The organism is Streptomyces sp. NPDC002588 (assembly GCF_040295925.1).
Lineage (GTDB): Bacteria > Actinomycetota > Actinomycetes > Streptomycetales > Streptomycetaceae > Streptomyces.
The window spans coordinates 129733-148157 of sequence record NZ_JBEOWF010000023.1 but is presented as its reverse complement, the minus strand read 5'-3'; the positions used below and the strand labels follow the sequence as shown (position 1 = coordinate 148157).

Sequence of the window (18425 nt, the reverse complement as noted above, 5' to 3'; positions counted from 1 at the left end):
TGAGGTCAGCAGTCCTCGCCCCGCCGCAGTTGCGCCCGCTGGAACGCGTACAGCCCCTGCTGCAGGTCCGTGCGCTGCGCCGGGGTCATCCCGGCGAACACGGCCGCGAGCCGTCGTACCCGCCGCTCGGTGACGTCCGTGAGGACTCGCCGCCCGTACGCGGTCACCTCGAGCTGGACCTCGCGCCGGTTGCGCGGCTGGACGCTCCGTTCCAGCAGGCCCGCCGCCTCCAGCCGGTCGCACAGCCGGCTGGCCGTGGGCACGCCGATGCCGAGCTGCTCGGCGAGCGCGGTGAGATTGAGCTCGGGCCGGTGCCGGACGGTTCTGAGCGCGAGCAGCTGCCGGGGCGACAGCCGGGGCACGGCCTCCTCCGTCGCCGCGAACCAGCAGGCGACCAGGGACTCCACCGCGTCGGCGACCTGGCGGGCCGCCGCCTCCCGCACCCCCCGGTCGTGGGAGCCCTCCGCGCACGCCACCTCAGTACCCTCCGGCCACCGCACTTGTCATGTACGTCGGCCTACCCGAAGGTCCGGGGCGTACACGGGCCTCGCCCGGGGTACCACCTGAGCCTCAGAAGAAACGTTCATCTACATGCCTCGCAGGGCTGGCGCAACCGGCCCCGGCGCGATGGGATCGACGAGGTGCGAGATGCTCGCGGGAGGGCACGCGCATGTTGTCGGGCAGACCGCCTGGAGCCGCAGAAAGGGATGGACAACGTGACACGACCAAGGATCCTGGTGGTGGGCGCGGGCTTCGCGGGGGTGGGGTGCGTCCGGCGTCTCGAACGCGGGCTCTCCTCGGCGGAGGCCGAGATCACCCTGGTGACGCCGTTCGCCTATCAGCTCTATCTGCCGCTGCTGCCACAGGTCGCCTCCGGGGTGCTGACACCCCAGTCGATCGCCGTGTCGCTGCGCCGCAGCCGCAAGTACCGCACCCGGATCATCCCGGGCGGAGCCATCGGCGTGGACCTCAAGTCGAAGGTCTGCGTCATCCGCACCATCACCGACGAGATCGTGAACGAGCCGTACGACTACATCGTGCTGGCTCCCGGCAGTGTGACCCGCACCTTCGACATCCCGGGGCTGACCGAACACGCCTTCGGGATGAAGACGCTCGCGGAGGCCGCGTACATACGCGACCACGTCATCTCCCAGCTCGACCTCGCCGACGCCAGCCACGACGACGCCGAACGGGCCTCCCGGCTGCAGTTCGTGGTCGTGGGCGGCGGCTACGCGGGCACCGAGACCGCCGCGTGTCTGCAACTGCTCACGCACAACGCGGTCAAGCGCTATCCGCGCATCGACCCGAAGCTCATCAAGTGGCATCTGATCGACATCGCGCCGAAGCTGATGCCGGAGCTCGGCGACAAGCTGGGCCGCAGCGCGCAGGAGGTGCTGCGCAAGCGGGGCATCGACATCTCGCTGGGCGTGTCCATCGCCAAGGCGGGCCCCGAGGAGGTCACCTTCACCGACGGCCGGGTGGTGCCGACCCGCACCCTGATCTGGACGGCCGGGGTGGTGGCGAGCCCGCTGATCGCCACGCTCGGCGCGGACACCGTGCGCGGGCGGCTCGCCGTCACCTCGAAGATGGACCTGCCCGGCCAGGACGGGGTGTTCGCGCTCGGCGACGCGGCCGCGGTGCCGGACGAGGCGAAGGACCCGGAAGGCACCGAGGGCACGGTCTGCCCGCCGACCGCGCAGCACGCGATGCGGCAGGGCAAGGTGGTCGCCGACAACGTCATCGCGGCGCTGCGCGGGCAGCCGCTGAAGCCGTACGTCCACAAGGACATGGGGCTGGTCGTCGACCTCGGCGGCACCGACGCCGTGTCCAAGCCGCTCGGCATCGAGCTGCGCGGGCTGCCCGCGCAGGCCGTGGCACGCGGCTACCACTGGTCGGCGCTGCGCACCGGCGTGGCCAAGGCGCGGGTGCTGACGAACTGGACGCTGAACGCGGTGGCCGGTGACGATTTCGTGCGCACCGGGTTCCAGGCGCGCCGGGCCGCCAAGCTGAAGGACTTTGAGTACACCGACAACTATCTGACACCGGAGCAGGTGCGGGCGCACGTCGAGGGCTCGGATCCCGGGTCCGCGTCCGGGTGACCGGTGCGGGGGTGAAAGCTGCGGCGGCCCGGTGGGGGGACCGGGTCGCCGCGTCCGACCCCGGGCTGCTGCGGCTGGCGGCGGGGCTGCGGACGGTGGGCGCCATCTCGCTCACACTGGCGGTGCTGTCGCTGCTGGGCACGGACGTCCCGCATCTGGTCGCGGGGGCCATCGCGGCGATGGTGTCCACCTTCGCCATCCGGGAGAAGGAACGCGACCGGCAGGCCGTGACACTGGCGCTGGGGCTGCCGGTGGCGCTCGCCTCCCTGTCTCTGGCGGCACTGCTCAGCTCGCTGCGGACGGGCGGCGACGTCTTCTTCGTCGTGCTCATCTTCTGCGCGGTGTACGGCCGCCGGTTCGGCGACCGGGGCACCGCGCTGGGGCTGATCGGGTTCCAGGTGTACTTCCTGTCCCTGTTCGTCGGCGTGCGGACGGAGAGTCTCGCGGGGTTCTGCGGGGTGGTCGTCCTCGCCTTCGGGTGCAGCGCGGTGGCGCGGTTCCTGCTGGTGCCGCAGACCCCGGCGGGCATCCTCGACCGGCTGCGGCAGGCCTTCCGGGCCCGGCTCGCGCAGTTGCTCCAGGCGCAGGCGGAGCTGCTGGACGCCGGCCCCGACGACGTGGAGAAGGTCCTGGAGCGGGTGCGCGAGGGCACCGCCCGGCTGCACGAGACGGCCATGATGATCCACGGCCAGCTGGAACAGGGCACGCCGGAGGCTTCGGTGGCCCGGCTGGTGCAGCGCCGGATCGCCGACGCGGAGATCACCGCCGAGCGTCTCGGCCTGCTCCTGCTGACGGCGCGCAGCGCCGAGCGGGCGGACACGCTGACCCTGCACCTGCCGGGCGCGCCGGTGCCGGAGGGCGGGCGTCTTCCGGTGCGGGACGACGCGCTGGACACCCTGCGCCGTGACCTGGCGGCCCTGCGGCTGCTCGTACGGCATCCCGTGGCGGAGGGGACCGGTCTGCCGCAGGTGCGCAACCGGCTGCTCGGGTACCGGGACGAGGAGAAACTGCCGGAGACCACGGCGGCCGTGCAGGACGTCTTCCGTGGCGTGGGCGAGGCGGCGCGTGCCGTGCTGGGGCTGCGGATCGCGCTCGACGGGCCGCAGGACGAGTCCGAGGACAGCCCCGAGACGGCCCGCTCCCGGGAGGAGCTGGACGCCGAGGACGCGGCCATCGAGGGCGGCGGGGAGGAAGAGGAGGGCGACACGGGTCTCAGGCGGCCGACCACGCGGGCCGCCGTGCAGGTCGCCGTCGGGTCGTCGCTGGCCATCGTGGGCGGCGAGCTGCTCTCCGAGAACCGCTGGTACTGGGCGGTGCTGACCTGCTGGATCGTCTTCCTCAACACCGCCTCCACCGGGGAGATCCTCGTCAAGGGCTACCGGCGGCTGCTGGGCACGGTGCTCGGGGTGGTCGCGGGCATCGTGCTGGCCGGTGCCGTCGGACATCACACCTGGACGGCGTTCGCGGTGGTGCTGCTGTGCGTGTTCGCGATGTTCTACACGGCGCCGCTGTCGTACACGCTGATGTCGTTCTTCGTGACGGCCGCGCTGGGGGTGCTCTACACGCTGCTGCACACCTACAGCCTGTCGGTGCTGGTACTGCGGGTGGAGGAGACGGCGCTGGGCGCGGCCTGCGGGGTGGTCGCGGCGGCGCTGGTGCTGCCGGTGCACACGGACCGCCGTACGAACGAGCTGCTCACGACCGTCCTGGACCGGCTCACCGATGTCACCACGGCCGCCGTCGACCAGCTCAGCGGCGGCCCTCCGGCCGACCTCCTCGACCTGGCCCGGGACCTCGACCGGGCGCTGGCCGACCTGGGGGCGGCCACCCAGCCGCTGACGCACCCCATCACCCCGCTGCGCACCCGCCGGGACACCGCCCGGTACGTGGTCGCGCTCCTGGAGACCTGCGCCTACCACGCGCGGTCGCTGGCGGCCACCGCCGAGCTGCTGCCCACGCATCCCTCGATCGCCGCCGATCCCCGGCTGCGCGGGGCGGGGCAGCGGATCCTGCACAACATCGGCGCGATCGCCGCGCACGTCGCGGACGAGCACGCCGGCGCCGAGGTGCTGACCGGCCCGAGCATCGCCTCGCTGCTGAAGCCCGGCGGGTACGGGACGCCGCGCTACGGGCGGGTCACCGACCGGGTGCTGCGGCATCTCCAGCGCCTGGACGAGGCAGTGGTGGGGCTGGCGCGGCCGCTGGGGGTGCCGGTGGCCGGGCCGGCATGAGGCTCAGAAGTCGGTGGGCAGGTCGCTGGCGGCGGCGATGCCGCGCAGTTCCTCGGTGTCGTGCTGCCGTTGCCGGATGCAGCCGGCGATCTCGGCGAGCCGGGTCGGATCGTTCGCGGTGGCCGCGTCGGTGACCACGCGGACCGGTCCGGTGCCGTCGACGTGTATCTCGACCAGCTGGTTGTCCAGGCGGCCGGTGACGGCGGTGGCGATGACGAGGGCGGCCTCGTCGCGTATCTCCTGGGGCAGGTCGTCGGCGTCGTTCGGGTCCAGGGCGAAGTCGAGGCTTTCCGGTGGCTGCTCGTCCAGGGCGCGCAGCGCGGGTGCGACGAGCTTCAGCAGCATCTGGTAGTCCTCGCTGTCCATGCGCACCCGCAGGAGGTCGAGGTACATGTCGACGGGCCGTCCGTCGGGTCCGTCCGGGGGGAACTCGGAGTCGTTCATCTTCCCCGGGTTCCCCGTCGGCCGCACGTCAGACCTTGCGCCAGCGGGCCATCGCGAACGAGAACAGGCCGAAGAGGACGAGGCCGGCCGCGACGCAGGCCAGCAGTCCCGGTCCGGCGGGCGTGTGGGCGAAGGAACGCAGCGTGTCGTCGAGCCCCTTGGCCCGGTCCGGCCGGTAGTCGACGGCCGCGCGTACGGCGAAGCCGCCCGCGGCGGCGAACACCAGGCCGCGGGCCGCGCCGCCGCCCACGCCGGTGATGTCGACCAGGCGCCGGGTGCGCGGGGACATCTCCCCCAGCCGCAGCTTCTCGTGATAGGCCCGGGTGACGGCCCGGCCGCCGATCCACACGCCCACGACCACGATGCCGGCCCCCGCCGCGCCGACGATCCACTGTCCGCCGGTTACGTCGAGCAGCCGGGCGGTGACGTCCTTGGACTGCTTGTCGCTGGAGCCGCCCCCGTCGCCCGAGCCCGCGGCCAGCGCGAGCACGGAGTAGGCGACGAAGGAGTAGAACACGCACCGGGCCAGTGACAGCAGGCGCTTCCTGGCGCCGCGTCCGTCGGGTCCGGCCGCGCCGAAGGCCGCCTCGGACAGCCGCCACAGCGCCATCCCGGCCAGGGCGGCACCCAGGACCCACAGCAGCAGCGCGCCGAAGGGTTTCTCCGCGATCTCGCCGAGGGCCCCCCGGCGGTCGGCCTCCCGGCCGCGCTCACCGAAGGCGATCTGCAGGGCGAGCACGCCCACGAGCAGATAGATCACCCCCCGCGCCACGAACCCGGCCCGCGCGGCCCCCTTCACCACGGACCCGCGTGCGGCCCGCCGCGCCTCGAACCTGCCGTCCCGTGCCAGGGCACTCGCGTTCATCCCGACCTCCAGTCGTCTCAGGGACTCCGACTGCCCCGAAGGACGGGGGACATACCCCATCGGCGGTGCGCAGGGGCAGGGACACGGGTCGTAAGTCATGTGGCTGCGGGGGCCGTTGGGGCGTGGGCGGTCAGCCTGTGGCGCGGCCGTGCCGGGCCCGCTCCGCGCGGCCCAGGGCGTGCAGGTACTCCAACGCGTCCATGAGGACCGTGTGTTCGTGCCAGACGAGCCAGCGGCCCGCCTGGGTGCCCATGACGTCCAGGGCCTTCAGCTGAGGTGTGCCGAGGGCGCTCAGCGGGCGGTCGACATGGGCCGACACCATGCCGACGCACAGGCCGGCCGACGAGGTGAGGGGCACACTGTGGCAGGCCCTGCTGCCCGCCGCGAGGATGGCCTCCCGGGCGGGTTCGGTGAACACCGGGTCGTTCTCCACGTCGCTCACGGTCACCTGCGCGACGTCCCGGGCGGCCTTCGCGCAGGAGGTGCCCTCCTCGTCGACGTACTCGAAGAAGTCGATGAACTCGTCCGTCAGCCCGGTGTGCCGCTCGATTCGGAGCCCTCCGCCGACCCGGTCGACGGTCTGCACGTTGCCCATGTCCGTGCCGACCACCGCGAGCGTCCGGTTCAGCACGGCGCCCAGCACCGCGCCCCGGCTGCGCCCGCCCGCCGAGTCCCGCGGCATGAAGCCGAGATCCGGCTCCGGGCGGCGCACCCGCCGCGGGAACCACAGCACCGTCCGCTCGTCGGGCCGGGGCGTGGTGACCAGCGCCCCGGCCAGCGTGCGCATCTTGACGTTGAACCGTTGCGAGCTCCGCCGCAGCAGGGCGAACGCTTCGGCCGCCCCGGCCAGGGCGTAGCGCTCCTGGAGCATGCCCTGTGCCTGGGAGATCAGCGGGTGGGCCCGGACACGGGCGCGCAGGGCTCGCACCTCGGCGCGCAGCCGCAGCACCTCCTCGCGTTCCGGGTCCCCGTCCGCCGTCAGGTGTTCCGTCGCGGTCATGGGGGCCTCCGTCCGCTCGTCGCCGTCGCGCGACCGCTCACGCGCGGTCGCTCCGGCACGCCTGCCCCGACCGCTCACGCGTACACGTGGGGCCCCCGGTCCGAGTACGGTCCCCGGCCGGTGTACGGCTCCGGTTCCGAGGCCGCGTCCAGGTCCGGGCCCGGCGTCGGAGCCGGCAGCGGACCTCCCGCCAGGTCGGCGGCCTCCGCCGCGGCGAGCCATCCCCGCGCCGCCACCAGCGCGCGTCCCACGTCCCGGGTCCCGGTGGAGACACACAGCGTGTACGCGAGATCCTGCGCCCGCGCCCGCGCCTCGGGGGTGTCGGCGGCCGTCAGCGCCTCGTACTCCTCGACGAGTGTGCGCAGGACGGCGGGATGGGGCATCAGCATCGGCCTTCTCTTCCTTTCCCTGAGTCTGGTCGATCCGGTCCCGTTCCGTAACGGGTCGTCGTTGCCGGTCATGCCTGGTCGTCCACCTGCCGCCCCATGGCCTCCGCGCGCACCCGCTCGCAGCTGCGGCTGATGAGGCGGGAGACGTGCATCTGGGAGATGCCCAGCCGGTCGGCGATCCGGCTCTGGGTCATGTCCTCGAAGAAGCGCATGTAGAGGATGGCGCGTTCGCGTTCCGGCAGATGGCGCAGGCCTTCCTTGGCGGACTCGCGGTCGACGACGGTGTCGAAGGAGGCGTCGGGGCCGCCGAGGGTGTCGGCGAGGCTGTAGCCGTCGTCGCCGGCCGGGAGTTCGGCGTCCAGCGAGAGGGTGCTGAAGCTCTCCAGAGCCTCGACGCCGGCGGCGACCTCGTCCTCGGTGAGGCCGGTGTGGGCGGCGAGGTCGGCGACCGAGGGCTCCGGGGAGCCCGGGCTCTGGGTGAGGTCACGGCGGGCGAGCCGGACCTTGTTGCGCAGTTCCTGGACCCGGCGGGGCACGCGCAGCGCCCACATACGGTCCCGGAAGTGCCGCTTGATCTCGCCGGTGATGGTGGGCACGGCGTAGCTCTCGAAGGCCCCGCGTTCGGGGTCGAAGCGGTCGACGGCCTTCACCAGGCCGAGTGCGGCGACCTGGCGGAGGTCCTCGACGGCCTCCCCGCGGTCGCGGAACCGGCCGGCGATGCGGTGGGCCATGGGCAGCCACGCCGTGACGATCTCGTCCCGGAGGGCGTCCCGCTCGGGACCGGGCTCCAGGCTGTTCAGCCGCACGAACCGGCTCGCGGTGTCGGGGGCGTCGTCGTGGGTCCGCCGGGTGTGCGCGGCGGAGCGGGCGGATGCTGCGGGTCGGCTTGTCGACATGTCGGTGAGCATGCGGATTCGCTCCTGAACGGTCGTCTCAGGGATTGACCACGGGAGGGCCGCCGTCGTCCGGGGCACAAGGGACGCCCCGGAGCGGACATACCGCTCCCGTCGGCGCGCCTCCGGTCCGAAGCACGAACCTCCGTCTGCCCGGCCCCCGGAGGTACAAACTCCGCGCGGGGGAAAGGTGTTGTGACGCCGGGCGCGGGGGTGGAACCGGGGGTTCAGAAAACGGGGACCACGGCGGTGATGCGCTTGCCGCCCGAGGGCAGGTCGGCGACCTGGACGTCCCGGGCCAGCCGGCACACGATGGGCCAGCCGCGGCCGCCGGTGCGGCGCCGGCCGCGTTCGTCGAGCGGGTCGGTGACCACCGGGAGCCGGTCGCTGCGGTCGCTGACGGAGACCCGCACGGCCCGTTCCTCGACGTCCACGGCGAACGCGGTGACACCGCCGCCGTGCAGAATGGCGTTGGTGGTGAGTTCGGAGGCGACGAGGAGCGCGTCGGAGAGGGCTTCCTCGTCGTACGGACAGCCGGTGGCCCCGCACCGTCCCGTCACCGCCCGCTGCACGGCCTGCCGCACATCGGAGGGCCGGCACCGCCCGGGCCCGTCCCGTCCGTCCGGTACGTCCGCACGGTCGGTCGAGTTGTTGACACGCATCCTTTCGCTCCCCTGACTGTCACTGGCTGGGTCGATTGGCTGTCACTGGCCGGCTCGATGGCGGGAGGGGCCGCACCGCGGCCGGCGGAGGCGGGGGCCGGGGCGAAGACCGTTGGCCGGTACTCCGTGCCCGGCGGCGAACCGGGTCGTCCGATGGCCGGCGGCGCGGCCCCGCCTCTGTTCTGTTGACCGCCCCACCGGGCCGGCGTGCTCCCGCCGGGCGATGCGGCCCTCTCCTTGTCGGCTGGCCGTCCTCGGCGTCCCCAAACCTGTCGTTCTGTCCGGGCATGAAGTCGTGGACATGAAGTGACGGACATGGGGTGACGGACGTGAAGTCATGGACGTCAGGTCGTGGGAGCGCGGCAGCGGGGTACCCGGACGGTATGACGGATGTCGTGGACTCGGACGAACTGTTGCGCCGCATCCAGCGGGCGAGGACCTGTGCACGGGCGGAGTCGCAGAGCTGGCGGGAGCGTGGCGGTGAGCTCGAGCGGACCGATCCGGAGGCGGCGGGCGAGGCGCGGGTGCGCGAGCTGGCGTACGAGGCGGTGCTCAGGGTGCTGGACGAGATCGTGACCCCCGGGCGGCGCGGGCGTACGGCTTCGACGTGAGAGGCGAAGTGAAACGGGTCACGTGACCGGGTTGTGGCTACGCGAAATCTCCGCGGATGGTTTACCGTTCATTCATAGGTGGTGAGCGGGGTCGAGGATTCCCCTCCTCCGCACATCTTCCTTGACAGCCCTGGCTGGCTTCCCCCGTCCAGCCAGGGCTTTTTCATGCCCGGGCGCGGAAAGTCCCCTCCGCCGAGGTGCCCGGCGGGCCGGCAGCGGATGAAATGGGCTGAGGAGAAAGCACCGCACGCACCGCGACCGATCTCCGGCGAGGAGCCCCGCGCCATGACCAGAGCGACCAAACTGCTGACCGCCCTCCCCCCGCCCCAGCGCCGGCGCCTGATGGAACTGGCCCGGGAGGTCTCCTTCCCGGAGGACGCCCGGATCTTCGAGGCGGAGGGCACGGCCGACCGCTTCTGGGTGGTCCGCTCCGGCGCGGTCTCCCTCGTCCAGCAGGTGACGTCCGTGCAGCGGGTCACCGTCGCCACCCTGGGCGCCGGGGACCTGCTCGGCTGGTCCTGGCTGTTCCCGCCGTACCGCTGGGACTTCGGCGCGGAGGCCTTCAGCCCGGTCCGTGCCTACGAGTTCGAGGCGCAACCGGTACTGAAGCTCTGCGAGGAGGATCCGGCGCTCGGCATGACCCTGGTGCGGATCGTGGCCGAGATCCTCGCCCACCGGCTGGAGATGACCCGCAACAGGCTCATGGAGCACTACGGGACACGCCGGCGCGGGGTGTCGTAGCGGCCGCGTCGGACGCGGCACCGGCAGGAGGCCCGCGAGGGACCTGCGGTCAGATGCGGTAGCGGCGCAGCGCCGGTGCGGCCGCCGCCAGGACCAGCATCACGGCGACGACCAGCAGACCGCCGCCCGCCACCGCCGCGCGGGGGCCGAAGGCGGCGCCCGCCGTACCGTGCAGGACGTCGGCGAGGCGCGGACCGCCCGCGACGACGACCGTGAAGACGCCCTGCATCCGGCCGCGCATCTCGTCGGTGGCGGCGGACAGCAGGATCGCCCCGCGGAAGACCATCGAGACCATGTCGGCGACGCCGGCGGCGGCGAGGAACAGCACCGCGAGCCACAGGCTGCCGCTCAGTCCGAAACCGGCGATCGCGGCGCCCCAGGCGACGACCGCGCCGATGACCATCCAGCCGTGCCGGCGGGCCCGCGAGAACGTGCCGGAGAACAGTCCGCCCAGCACCGCGCCGATGGGGATCGCCGCGAACAGCAGACCCAGGGCGAGACCTTCGCCGTAGGAGGCGTAGGTCTCGGCGGCGAGCTGCGGGAAGAGGGCGCGGGGCATGCCTAGGACCATGGCGACGACGTCGGCGAGGAAGGACAGCAGCAGGACCTTGTGCCGCGAGATGTAACGGAAGCCCTCGGCGATCTCCCGCACCCCGGCGCGCCGGGCCGCGGTGCCCGCCAGCGGCGGCAGCGCGGGGAGGCGGACGACGGCCCAGAGGGTCACGCACAGGGCGACGGCGTCGATCAGGTACAGCTCGGGCAGGCCGATCACGGGTATCAGGGCGCCGGCCAGCAGCGGGCCGGCGACCAGTCCCGTCTGCATGACGGTGGAACCGAGGGCGTTGGCCGCGGCGAGCTCGTCCGCGGGGACCAGCCGGGCGATGGAGGCGTTGCGGGCGGGCGCGTTGAGGCCGAAGAACGCCTGCTGGGCGGCGAGGAGCACCATCAGGACGGCCACCGAGTCGAGGCCCGCGAGGGCCTGGAGCCAGAACAGCACCGAGGTGACGGCGATCCCGCTGTTGGTGATCAGCAGCAGTCTGCGCCGGTCCATGGTGTCGGCGACGGCGCCGCCCCACAGCGCGAACACCACCATCGGCACGAGTCCGGCGAGGCTCGCGTAGCCGACCCAGGCCGAGGAGCCGGTGATGTCGTAGATCTGCTTGGGCACGGCGACCGCGGTGAGCTGGCTGCCGACGGCCGTGACGATGGTGGAGGACCACAGTCGCCGGTAGGCGGGGCGGCGCAGGGGCCGGGTGTCCATCGCCCAGCGGCGCCAGCCGCGCCTGGGGGCGTCCTCGGGACTCGGGCCGCCGTCGTCGGACGCGGCCTCGGGTGCGGTGCTGCTCTCGCTGGTGTCCACGGGCTTCCTGGTTGCTCGTTACATCTTTCGGTCCGGGGGCCACTATCCCAGCACCTCCGGTACTGAAGCCGCTGTTTTGGACGGGTGATCTCACATTCCGGACCTCAGGCACCCGTGACGAGCAGCACACCGAGGGTGATCATCGTGACCGCGACCAGGCCGTCCAGGACCCGCCAGGCGGCCGGCCGGGTCAGGAAGCGGCCGAGCAGCCGGGCGCCGAAGCCGAGGGCGGCGAACCAGCACAGGCTGGCGAACGCGGCACCGAGGCCGAAGGTCCAGCGCAGCGGACCGCGGTCGGCGGCGATCGAGCCGAGCAGGAAGACCGTGTCGAGGTAGACATGCGGGTTGAGCCAGGTCAGGGCCATACAGGTGAGGACGGCCCGGCGGCGGGAGCCCGCGGCCTCGCCGTCCGTGCGCAGCGCGTCGGCCCCGGGCCGCACCACCCGGCGGGCCGCGAGCAGCCCGTAGCCGAGCAGGAACGCGCCGCCGATCCAGCCGACCGCGGTCAGCGCCCCGGGCCAGGCCACCACCAGGGCACCCACCCCGCCCACGCCCAGGGCGATGAGGACGGCGTCGGAGAGGGCGCAGATCCCGACGACGGCCAGGACGGCGTCCCGGCGGATCCCCTGGCGCAGGACGAAGGCGTTCTGGGCGCCGATGGCGACGATGAGCGAGAGACCGGTGCCGAAGCCTGCGGCCGCGGCGGCGAGTGCGGTGGACATGGCCTTCACGCTACGGAGACGATCACTGCCCGTACAGCTAAAGATTCTTACGTATCATTAGCCTTCGTGATGACCGGTGCCATGCCCGCCCTTCCGATGCCCGATCTCCCTCTCGACCAGGTGCGGACGCTGCTGGCGGTGGTGGACGAGGGCACCTTCGACGCCGCGGCGGCCGCCCTGCATGTGACGCCGTCGGCGGTGAGCCAGCGCGTGAAGGCGCTGGAGCAGCGCACGGGACGGGTCCTGCTGCTGCGCACCAAGCCGGTGCGGCCGACGGAGTCGGGCGAGATCGTCGTGCGGTTCGCCCGCCAGCTTGCCCGGCTGGAGCGCGACACGCGAGCCGAGCTGGGCATGAGCGGGGCCGGCGAGCCGACCCGGGTGACGGTCGCGGTCAACGCGGACTCGCTGGCGACCTGGTTCCTGCCGGCCCTGACCCGGGTGCCGCAGGAGCCGCCGCTCTGCTTCGAACTCCACCGCGAGGACGAGACCCGCACGGCGGAGCTGTTGCGCGAGGGGCTGGTGATGGCCGCGGTCACCTCCTCGCCCGAGCCGGTGACCGGCTGTTCCGTGCGGGCCCTGGGCACGATGCGCTACCTGGCCGCCGCGAGCCCGGAATTCGCGGCCCGCCATCTCGACGACGGCCCCCTGCCCGAGACCCTGACCCGGGCGCCCGTGATGAGCTTCGACCGCAGCGACGACCTCCAGGACGCGTTCGTGCGCGGGCTGCGGCGCGGTGCCGGCGGCGCGAGTCCGGTACGACACGCCGTGCCGACCTCGGAGGGTTTCGTGGCCGCGGTCGTCTCCGGGTTCGGCTGGGGCATGGTGCCCGAGGTGCAGGCCGACGCGCTGCTGCGGACCGGCCGGCTGGTCTCGCTGTCCCCCGACCGCCCCCTGGACGTCCCGCTCCACTGGCAGCAGTGGAAACTCGACTCGCCCGCCCTCGCGGCGGTGGCCGACGCGGTGGCGGCCACCGCCGCCGAGGCCCTCAGGGCCTGAGCCGGGCCAGCGTCGCCGCCGCGCTGTCCAACAGCATCTCCAGGGCCGTCGGATAGGCGCTGGTGACCATGCGGGCCGACAGCAGCGGCGCCGCCTCGGCGATCCGGGGGTGGGTGGCGGCGGGCAGCCGGGCGTACGTCGAGCGCCACATGGCGTCGTCGGCGCGCTGCGCGGCGCGGGGCAGTGCGAGGGACGCGGCGTCCAGGGCGGCGAAGGCCAGCGTCTGGTCGATGAAGGCGTGGTAGATGCGGACCGTCTCCGGCAGCGGGAAGCCGGCGGTGCGCAGCACGTCCAGGACGGCCTCGTCGGCGGCCAGTTCGTTGGCCCGGCCGGTGACCCGGCTCGCGGTGAGCTGGGCGGCCTGCGGATGGGCGACGTACGCGGCGTGGACGCGCAGCCCGACGGCGTGCAGGTCCGCCCGCCACTGGCCCGTCGCCGCCCAGCCGCGCAGGGCCTCACCGATGAGCGCGTCCCCGATGGCGAGGGTCAGCTCGTCCATGCCGCGGAAGTACCGGTACAGGGTGCTGGGGTCGCAGTCGAGGGCCAGTCCGAGGCGGCGGGCGGTCAGCCCGGTGCTGCCGTGCTCCCGCAGCAGCCGCAGCGCGGTCTCGACGATCAGCCGCTCGGAGAGCACGGTGCCGCTCCTGGTGGGCCGGCGCCGACGCCGCTTCTCCTCCGGAACGACCGTCTTCGGCATGACCTCTCCCGTGTCGCGACGCTTATGCCAACGCCATTGACCTTACGACGGCGGAGCGCGTTGACTCTCCGGCGGGCCCCTTCTTTCGTACCTTTCGCACACCTTCGACCGAGGGAGTTCTCGTCATGCGTGTCCTGCTCGTGGGCGCCGGCGGCGTCGGCACCGCCATCACCCGGATCGCCGCCCGCCGTCCGTTCTTCGAGGCCATGGTGGTCGCCGATTTCGACCCCGCCCGCGCCGCAGCCGCCGTGGCCGCGCTCGACGGCGACGACCGCTTCCACGCCGAGCGGGTCGACGCCGCCGACGAGGCGGCCGTCTCCGGCCTGCTGGCCCGGCACCGCTGCGACGTGCTCCTCAACGCCACCGACCCGCGGTTCGTGATGCCCCTGTTCCGGGCGGCGCGGGCCGCCGGGGCCACCTATGTCGACATGGCGATGTCACTGTCCCGGCCGCATCCCGAGAAGCCGTACGAGGAGTGCGGGGTCAAGCTGGGCGACGCGCAGTTCGAGCAGGCCGACGACTGGGTGGCGGCCGGCGGTCTCGCGCTGGTCGGCATGGGCGTGGAACCGGGCCTGTCGGACGTGTTCGCCCGGTACGCCGCCGACGAACTGTTCGACGAGATCGAGGAGATCGGCATCCGCGACGGCGCCAACCTCACCGTCGACGGCGCCGACTTCGCGCCCTCCTTCAACATCTGGACCACGATCGAGGAGTGCCTGAACCCTCCGGTGGTCTACGAGGCCGGCCGCGGCTGGTACACCACCGAGCCGTTCAGCGAGCCGGAGGTGTTCGACTTCCCGGAGGGCATCGGCCCCGTCGAGTGCGTGAACGTGGAGCACGAGGAGGTGCTGCTCGTGCCCCGCTGGGTGGACGCGCGCCGGGTCACCTTCAAGTACGGCCTGGGCCGCGAGTTCGTCGACACGCTGAAGACGCTGCACAAGCTGGAGCTGGACCGCACCACGCCGGTGACCGTGCCCAGCGCGGCGGGCCCGGTGCCGGTGTCGCCCCGGGACGTCGTCGCCGCCTGTCTGCCCGACCCGGCGACCCTCGGCGAGCGCATGCACGGCAAGACCTGCGCGGGCACCTGGGTGCGAGGGACGAAGGACGGGGCGCCTCGCGAGGTGTACCTGTACCACGTGGTCGACAACCAGTGGTCGATGGCGGAGTACGGCAGCCAGGCCGTGGTCTGGCAGACCGCCGTCAACCCGGTCGTCGCCCTCGAACTCCTGGCCACGGGAGCCTGGTCCGGCACGGGCGTCCTGGGCCCCGAGGCGTTCCCGGCACGTCCCTTCCTCGGCCTGCTGACGGAGTACGGCTCGCCGTGGGGGATGCGGGAGCAGTGACTCCGTCAGACGTCGGCCGGGGCGGGCGCGGCGGGCAGCGTCAGGGTGAAGACGCTGCCGGTGCCGGGCGTGCTCTCGGCGGTCGCCGTACCGCCGTGGGCGGCGACCAGGTTGCGGACGATGGAGAGGCCGAGCCCGCTGCCGCCGGTGCGCCGGCTGCGGGACTTCTCGGCGCGCCAGAACCGTTCGAAGACGTACGGCAGGTCCTCGGCGGTGATGCCGGTGCCGGTGTCGGCGACGGCCAGGACGACGTCCGTGCCGCTGCGGCGGGCGGTGAGGGTGACCGTGCCGCCCTCCGGGGTGTGCCGCACGGCGTTGGCGACGAGGTTGCCGAGTGCCTGCCGCAGGCGTACCGGGTCGGCGTCCAGCCAGGACGTGGTGTCGGTCTCGGTGCGCAGGGTGACTCCGGCCGTCCGGGCGGCGACGCTGTGGGCGGCGGCCACCTGGGCGAGGAGTTCGTCGGCGGGGACGGGCTCGCGGTGCAGCTGCAGGGTGCCGGCGTCGGCGGCGGCGAGGTCGCGCAGGTCGTCGATGACCCGCTGCAGGAGCACGGCCTCCTCGTGCAGGGCGCCGAGCAGTTCGGCGTCGGGCTCGACCAGACCGTCCCGGGTGACCTCGAGCCAGCCCCGGATGTTGGTGAGCGGGCTGCGCAGTTCGTGGGCCACGTCGGCGACGAGGGCCTTGCGCAGGCCCTCCAGCTTTTCCCGGCGCTCGGCGAGGTCGTTGAACGCCTCGGCGAGGATCCCGGTCTCGTCGCGGGTGGTGACGGGCACGCGCGCGTGACTGTCCAGGGGCTGCTGGGCGGCCTCGGTGAGGGCGCGCAGGGGCCGCACCAGACGGGTGGCGACGACGGCCGAGACGGCGACGGTGAGGGCGAGGACCAGTCCGGCGGTGCCGATGACCTTCGTCTTGTTGGCGGGGGACATGTTCCAGCGGGGCGTGACCGGGCTGTCGCCGCCGCCGAGGAAGAGTTCGGCGGCGGGGGCGACGTACGGGTCGAGCTGCTCGATCCGGGCGGTGTCGAGGCACTTCTGCAGTGCGCGCAGGGTCTTGTCACCGACGGCCTGGCCGAACTTCGGGGTCATGGCGGGGGTCATCCCGGCGCCGCCGGTGACCCTGGCGAGGTAGACCGGCGCCCCGCTGTCCCAGCCCTCCCCGAAGGCATGGGGGTAGCCCTCCCGGGTGAAACAGCCCTCGGCGCTGTTCTGAAGGGCGTCGAACGCCTTCTGCTCCGTGGGCATCGGATGGTCGATCGTGGCGGCGGCGCACTCGGCGGCGCCGTCGGACGACTTCACGGGGCCGTCGTCGTCGGTGAGCACCGGGCGTCCGCCGGGCGTGTGGGTGAGGGTCACGTCGAAGCCGAACCGCGTGTAGCAGGCCCGCTGTTCCGCGGCCATGCGGTCCAGTGCGGTCCGCTCCTCGGAGGTGAGCCGGTAGGGGCCGACCACGCGCGGGTCGACGCCGCTGAGCTGGGCGCCGGATTCGGTGTAGGTGTCGGTGTTCAAGGGGTCGACGGTGGCGGCGGAGCGGGGCGGCAGGGAGGCGCCGCGGGATGCCGAGTCGGCGAGCGGGGTGCGGTCGGTGGTGGTCAGGGCGATGCGCCGGCCGGTCTTCGCGGACAGGGCGCGGACGACGGGCTTGACCGCGGTCCAGTCGGAGTGGGTGGCGGCATATCCGCTGAGTTCGGCGAGGATCTCCATGTCGTCGGCGAGGGCCTGGCCCTGTTCCTCGCGCAGGGCGCTGGTGGTGGTGGCCACGGCGAGCCAGGCGGTGGCGGCGACGGAGCACACGGCGATCAGGACCGAGGTGACCAGCAGCCGCACCAGCAGCCGTTTGCGCAGGGGTATACGGTTCACGCGCGGCCCCCGCTGAGCTTGTAGCCGACGCCGAAGACGGTGAGCAGCCGTACGGGTCTGCGCGGGTCGGCCTCGATCTTTCGGCGCAGGTTCATGATGTGCACGTCGATGGCCCGCTCGGTGGAGGACCGGTCGAAACCGCGGGTGCACTGCAGCAACTGCCGCCGGGAGAAGACCTGTTCGGGTTTCTCGGACAGTGCGAGCAGAATCTGGAACTCGGCGGGCGTGCACTCCACGGGCGCCCCGTCGCAGGTCACCTCGTGACGTACCGGGTCGACGGCGATCCCGGCGGCGCGCATCACGGGATCCTCGCGTCGGCCGGCGGCCTGTCCGCTGCGCCGCAGCACGGTCCGGATCCGCGCCATCAGCTCACGCGGGCTGTACGGCTTGGTCATGTAGTCGTCGGCGCCGACGTCCAGGCCGAGCAGGACGTCCTCCTCGGCGGCGCGGGCGGTGAGCATCAGCACCGGGATGTCGTCCTCGCGGCGCAGCTCCCGGCAGACCGCGAACCCGTCGAGCACCGGCAGCATCAGGTCGAGGACGACCAGGTCGGGGCTGAGTCTGCGGGCCGCCTCGACGGCTGCGGGCCCGTCGTGGACGACGGTGGCGGTGTGACCCTCGGCCAGCAGGGAGCGCCGGATCAGCTCGGCCTGCATCGTGTCGTCCTCGGCGACCAGTACATGTGCGCACACGCGGTGAACGGCCCTTTCTCAGCGGGCGAGTGAGGCGCCGTCACCCATGACGACTACCGGGTGCTGGGTTGGGTCGAGGGCGCGGAGCAGTTCCTTCATATGGGCCTCGGAGAGACTCACACACCCATGGGTGGGTCCGCCGTGGTCGACGTGGAACCAGATCCCGCCCCCGCGCCCCGCACCGAGCGGTTTGGTCCCGTCGAGGGGTGAAGTGCCGGGCTGACGGTTGTAGTTGATGGCGACAACGTAGTCGAAGGTCCCGGCGAGCGACTCGCCCTCGAATCCGGTGCCGGTGGCCTGGAAGCCGGAGTTCTGGTCGTACGGCAGTTTCGTCCCGGGGTCGGGCAGGAGGCCGCCGGCGTCGGTGAGGCCGTAGACGCCGACGGGCGAGTGCAGGTCGCCGCTCATGTGCTGGTCGCTCCAGCCGTTCAGCGCGTTGCGCGCGGGCCACGGCGTGCCGGCCTGCCAGCCGGCCGCGGTGCGCTGGTACAGGACGACCGACGAGACGTTGGAGTTGCTGCCACGGCCGGTCACCACGACCACCTGCCGAGCGTCGGCCGGCACGGCCGCCCGGGTCTTCGGCCCGAGGCCCGGTATCCGCGTCGGCAGGGCCGCGTCGGAGGGGGCGGGAACTCCGGCCTGGATCGTGGTCGTGGAGTTCGTGGGGTTCGTGGAGTTCGCGGGGTGCGTTGGGCCGGTGGAGGCCGCGACGCCGCCGCCGCATCCCGTGAGCAGGAGGAGGGACGCGGCGAGCAGCACTGCGTGGGGTCGGTGCGTGATCATGGTCCGAGCTTGGCCGACAGTTGTTTGGAACTCGTCAGTTC

General features: G+C 72.9%; 19 protein-coding genes. 6 read left to right on the top strand and 13 right to left on the bottom strand.

Translation table 11 applies throughout. From position 1 onward, the window contains the following. Positions 1 to 5: 5 nt before the first annotated feature. Entirely contained in the window at positions 6 to 476 is a 471-nt protein-coding gene (locus ABT057_RS26265) for a MarR family winged helix-turn-helix transcriptional regulator (RefSeq protein WP_352346036.1), read from the bottom strand. Between the two features lie 231 nt (positions 477 to 707). Here ABT057_RS26265 and ABT057_RS26260 point away from each other — a divergent pair, with 231 nt between their 5' ends. After that, positions 708 to 2099 (top strand): NAD(P)/FAD-dependent oxidoreductase, encoded by a 1392-nt coding sequence (locus ABT057_RS26260; RefSeq protein WP_352346035.1) that lies wholly within the window; start codon positions 708 to 710, stop codon positions 2097 to 2099. 11 nt (positions 2100 to 2110) lie between these two features. Then, positions 2111 to 4330, top strand: a complete 2220-nt coding sequence (locus ABT057_RS26255) for an FUSC family protein (protein WP_352346034.1) — start codon at positions 2111 to 2113, stop codon at positions 4328 to 4330. A 3-nt stretch (positions 4331 to 4333) separates the two neighbouring features. Here ABT057_RS26255 and ABT057_RS26250 read toward each other — a convergent pair whose 3' ends face one another. The 6 genes from ABT057_RS26250 to ABT057_RS26225 all read right to left on the bottom strand — a co-directional run bounded on the left by ABT057_RS26250 (position 4334) and on the right by ABT057_RS26225 (position 8583). Then, positions 4334 to 4774: a hypothetical protein gene (locus ABT057_RS26250; protein WP_352346033.1), complete on the bottom strand. Its 441-nt coding sequence runs from the start codon at positions 4772 to 4774 to the stop codon at positions 4334 to 4336. Positions 4775 to 4802: 28 nt separating this feature from the next. Then, positions 4803 to 5639 carry a DUF1206 domain-containing protein gene (locus tag ABT057_RS26245; RefSeq protein ID WP_352346032.1) on the bottom strand — a complete coding sequence of 279 codons (837 nt, stop codon included), beginning with the start codon at positions 5637 to 5639 and terminating at the stop codon, positions 4803 to 4805. A 130-nt stretch (positions 5640 to 5769) separates the two neighbouring features. After that, on the bottom strand, positions 5770 to 6639 hold the full coding sequence (locus ABT057_RS26240; protein WP_352346031.1) for an ANTAR domain-containing protein: 870 nt from the start codon (positions 6637 to 6639) through the stop codon (positions 5770 to 5772). A gap of 74 nt (positions 6640 to 6713) precedes the next feature. Further along, on the bottom strand, positions 6714 to 7028 hold the full coding sequence (locus tag ABT057_RS26235; RefSeq protein WP_352346030.1) for a DUF5133 domain-containing protein: 315 nt from the start codon (positions 7026 to 7028) through the stop codon (positions 6714 to 6716). Positions 7029 to 7096: 68 nt separating this feature from the next. Continuing rightward, positions 7097 to 7936: a SigB/SigF/SigG family RNA polymerase sigma factor gene (locus ABT057_RS26230; protein WP_352346029.1), complete on the bottom strand. Its 840-nt coding sequence runs from the start codon at positions 7934 to 7936 to the stop codon at positions 7097 to 7099. Between the two features lie 212 nt (positions 7937 to 8148). Further along, positions 8149 to 8583 (bottom strand): ATP-binding protein, encoded by a 435-nt coding sequence (locus ABT057_RS26225; RefSeq protein ID WP_352346028.1) that lies wholly within the window; start codon positions 8581 to 8583, stop codon positions 8149 to 8151. A 383-nt stretch (positions 8584 to 8966) separates the two neighbouring features. Between ABT057_RS26225 and ABT057_RS26220 the strand changes: the two genes are divergently transcribed. Beyond that, on the top strand, positions 8967 to 9194 hold the full coding sequence (locus ABT057_RS26220; RefSeq protein WP_352346027.1) for a hypothetical protein: 228 nt from the start codon (positions 8967 to 8969) through the stop codon (positions 9192 to 9194). 285 nt (positions 9195 to 9479) lie between these two features. Continuing rightward, entirely contained in the window at positions 9480 to 9935 is a 456-nt protein-coding gene (locus ABT057_RS26215) for a cyclic nucleotide-binding domain-containing protein (protein WP_352346026.1), read from the top strand. A 49-nt stretch (positions 9936 to 9984) separates the two neighbouring features. Here the strand turns inward: ABT057_RS26215 and ABT057_RS26210 are convergent, their stop codons facing one another. Together ABT057_RS26210 and ABT057_RS26205 are read right to left on the bottom strand one after the other, a co-directional pair. After that, positions 9985 to 11295, bottom strand: coding sequence for an MFS transporter (locus ABT057_RS26210; RefSeq protein WP_352346025.1), 1311 nt, complete (start codon positions 11293 to 11295; stop codon positions 9985 to 9987). Between the two features lie 104 nt (positions 11296 to 11399). Continuing rightward, positions 11400 to 12017 carry a LysE/ArgO family amino acid transporter gene (locus ABT057_RS26205; protein WP_352346024.1) on the bottom strand — a complete coding sequence of 206 codons (618 nt, stop codon included), beginning with the start codon at positions 12015 to 12017 and terminating at the stop codon, positions 11400 to 11402. A gap of 96 nt (positions 12018 to 12113) precedes the next feature. On the opposite strand from ABT057_RS26205, the gene ABT057_RS26200 reads away from it, so the two are divergent. Continuing rightward, positions 12114 to 13013, top strand: a complete 900-nt coding sequence (locus ABT057_RS26200) for a LysR family transcriptional regulator ArgP (protein WP_352346023.1) — start codon at positions 12114 to 12116, stop codon at positions 13011 to 13013. Here ABT057_RS26200 and ABT057_RS26195 read toward each other — a convergent pair. Continuing rightward, positions 13003 to 13710: a TetR/AcrR family transcriptional regulator gene (locus ABT057_RS26195; RefSeq protein ID WP_352346022.1), complete on the bottom strand. Its 708-nt coding sequence runs from the start codon at positions 13708 to 13710 to the stop codon at positions 13003 to 13005. The genes ABT057_RS26200 and ABT057_RS26195 overlap by 11 nt on opposite strands. A gap of 125 nt (positions 13711 to 13835) precedes the next feature. On the opposite strand from ABT057_RS26195, the gene ABT057_RS26190 reads away from it, so the two are divergent. Then, the gene (locus ABT057_RS26190; RefSeq protein ID WP_352346021.1) at positions 13836 to 15053 is read left to right on the top strand and encodes a saccharopine dehydrogenase family protein; all 1218 of its coding nucleotides are present in this window, start codon (positions 13836 to 13838) and stop codon (positions 15051 to 15053) included. A gap of 5 nt (positions 15054 to 15058) precedes the next feature. Here ABT057_RS26190 and ABT057_RS26185 read toward each other — a convergent pair whose 3' ends face one another. The 3 genes from ABT057_RS26185 to ABT057_RS26175 are packed head-to-tail and all read right to left on the bottom strand — an operon-like array spanning position 15059 to position 18384. Further along, a complete protein-coding gene (locus ABT057_RS26185) occupies positions 15059 to 16909 on the bottom strand; it encodes a sensor histidine kinase (protein WP_352346020.1) in 1851 nt (616 codons plus the stop codon). Continuing rightward, positions 16906 to 17601, bottom strand: coding sequence for a response regulator (locus tag ABT057_RS26180; protein ID WP_352346019.1), 696 nt, complete (start codon positions 17599 to 17601; stop codon positions 16906 to 16908). The genes ABT057_RS26185 and ABT057_RS26180 overlap by 4 nt, the downstream gene beginning before the upstream one ends. An 18-nt stretch (positions 17602 to 17619) precedes the next feature. Then, complete coding sequence (locus ABT057_RS26175) at positions 17620 to 18384, bottom strand: L,D-transpeptidase family protein (protein ID WP_352346018.1); 765 nt, start codon at positions 18382 to 18384, stop codon at positions 17620 to 17622. Positions 18385 to 18425: the final 41 nt, after the last annotated feature.

Bases quoted from the DNA above. Each gene is read 5' to 3' on its own strand.
- ABT057_RS26200 (WP_352346023.1), top strand. From the start codon at position 12,114: ATGCCCGATCTCCCTCTCGACCAGGTGCGGACGCTGCTGGCGGTGGTG.
- ABT057_RS26195 (WP_352346022.1), bottom strand. From the start codon at position 13,710: ATGCCGAAGACGGTCGTTCCGGAGGAGAAGCGGCGTCGGCGCCGGCCC.
- ABT057_RS26190 (WP_352346021.1), top strand. From the start codon at position 13,836: ATGCGTGTCCTGCTCGTGGGCGCCGGCGGCGTCGGCACCGCCATCACC.
- ABT057_RS26175 (WP_352346018.1), bottom strand. From the start codon at position 18,384: ATGATCACGCACCGACCCCACGCAGTGCTGCTCGCCGCGTCCCTCCTC.
- ABT057_RS26245 (WP_352346032.1), bottom strand. From the start codon at position 5,639: ATGAACGCGAGTGCCCTGGCACGGGACGGCAGGTTCGAGGCGCGGCGG.
- ABT057_RS26260 (WP_352346035.1), top strand. From the start codon at position 708: ATGGACAACGTGACACGACCAAGGATCCTGGTGGTGGGCGCGGGCTTC.
- ABT057_RS26220 (WP_352346027.1), top strand. From the start codon at position 8,967: ATGACGGATGTCGTGGACTCGGACGAACTGTTGCGCCGCATCCAGCGG.
- ABT057_RS26205 (WP_352346024.1), bottom strand. From the start codon at position 12,017: ATGTCCACCGCACTCGCCGCCGCGGCCGCAGGCTTCGGCACCGGTCTC.
- ABT057_RS26240 (WP_352346031.1), bottom strand. From the start codon at position 6,639: ATGACCGCGACGGAACACCTGACGGCGGACGGGGACCCGGAACGCGAG.
- ABT057_RS26250 (WP_352346033.1), bottom strand. From the start codon at position 4,774: ATGAACGACTCCGAGTTCCCCCCGGACGGACCCGACGGACGGCCCGTC.
- ABT057_RS26225 (WP_352346028.1), bottom strand. From the start codon at position 8,583: ATGCGTGTCAACAACTCGACCGACCGTGCGGACGTACCGGACGGACGG.
- ABT057_RS26215 (WP_352346026.1), top strand. From the start codon at position 9,480: ATGACCAGAGCGACCAAACTGCTGACCGCCCTCCCCCCGCCCCAGCGC.
- ABT057_RS26230 (WP_352346029.1), bottom strand. From the start codon at position 7,936: ATGCTCACCGACATGTCGACAAGCCGACCCGCAGCATCCGCCCGCTCC.
- ABT057_RS26235 (WP_352346030.1), bottom strand. From the start codon at position 7,028: ATGCTGATGCCCCATCCCGCCGTCCTGCGCACACTCGTCGAGGAGTAC.